The organism is bacterium (assembly GCA_040755795.1).
Taxonomy (GTDB): domain Bacteria; phylum UBA9089; class CG2-30-40-21; order CG2-30-40-21; family SBAY01; genus JBFLXS01.
Genome location: JBFLXS010000637.1, coordinates 1 through 1634 on the forward strand (window position 1 = coordinate 1; position 1634 = coordinate 1634).

At 34.5% G+C, this 1634-nt stretch carries 1 protein-coding gene; it reads right to left on the minus strand.

Translation table 11 applies throughout. The annotated features are described in order from the left end of the window. Nucleotides 1–328: 328 nt before the first annotated feature. Entirely contained in the window at nucleotides 329–1465 is a 1137-nt protein-coding gene (locus AB1414_20505) for a glycosyltransferase family 2 protein (protein ID MEW6609793.1), read from the minus strand. Nucleotides 1466–1634 lie beyond the last annotated feature (169 nt).

The following is a 1634-nucleotide window of genomic DNA, read 5'->3' on the forward strand; positions in this document are numbered from 1 at the left end:
AATTAAAAACTCAAAATGCCTAAAACAAAAATAAGGTGTAGAGTTATAGAGATAAGTCGTAGAGTCTTTTCTTAAGTAAAAAAATAAAAAAAAGCTTGACACTTTACATAACAGACACAGAGACGCAAAGAAAAAATTAAAATCTATTCACCAGAGCCAGAGATTTCCTTTTTTTGTGCATTTCGGGTCTTTCCTTGTTTATTAATCTTTTAATACGGACTTTTGACTAACTGTTTTTAAGCCTTTTTAAACACCGAAAAACGCGAAAAACACGAAAAAAAAAATATTTTCCTCTCTGCTTCTCTGCGTCTCTGCGGTAAAGGATTACCTAAACGGTTACCTTTTTCCTGATTCCTAAGATACTCAAAAAGAATGATGAGAATATGGTTTGAATACCAATGACTATAAAAGTTAAGGCAACCAGTCCAGTTCTGACCTCGCTTAATGGACCAAAGTTACCGACTATCCATCGAATTAAGATATAAACATTTATCCCTAATCCAGATAATGTAAGTAAGCCACCAATAACTAACCCTCTTTCTAAATTGAAATGCTGTGAAAACCATTCGATAAATCTATCGCTTTCTTCAAAATGTTCAGTTAGAGAGTAGCTTTTAGCATACAATCCAAGATTAACAATTTGAAAGCCCAGAATAGCCAACAGGCTACCTAACACCATATAATGAATATCAAAATGTAGATTTCCTATGATGAGCGGTCCCGGGAGTAAGACAAGTAAAAAGACTAATCCAATAAAGAATAGGATTATACCTGGTATTAAAAATAAATAGGTAGGGGAATACAACAGCATAAACCTGAGATGTCGCCAGCCATCTTTAAATGAGGCAAGTTTTGATTCACCTTCTCGTGGATGATAGGTGATGGGTAGTTCTTTAATTTTAAGTTTAAGTTTCAATGCCTTAATGACCATTTCAGAGGCAAATTCCATACCGATAGTTTTAAGGTTCATTTTTTTATATGCCTCTTTAGTTACCGCTCGCATACCACAATGAGCATCCGATATTTTGCCATGAAAAAATAGGTTTAAAATCCCTGTAAGTATTGGATTACCGATATATCGATGTAACCAGGGCATAGCACCGGTTAAGATTTTACCTTTAAATCGACTACCAATACAAAACTCATATCCTTCTATGAGCGGGATTAAAAATTTACCTATTTCTTGTAAATTATAGGTATTATCGGCGTCAGCCATAATGATATATTTTCCATTAGCCTCTTCCAAACCCGTCAGATAGGCACTACCATAACCTTTTATAGGTTGATATACTACCTTAGCACCAAGTGATTTAGCGATATTATCTGAATTATCCGTAGAGCCGTTATCAACGACAATCACCTCTCCTTCTACACCTTCATCTTTAAAGGATTTTAGTGCCTTTTTAATACAAATTCCGATAGTATCTTTCTCATTCAAGCAGGGCATAATTACAGATACATCCATTGTTCACTCCTTATCAGCATATAACCTGTAAATTGTAAGCCGTGTAACCGTTCAGGCTATATATCAAAAGTGTCCGAAAGGGGATAAGGAGATAAGGGCGATATGGAGATAAGATAATAGAAATAGATTGAAATTTATAGAAATAGGTAGAAATTGATTGTGGAAAACA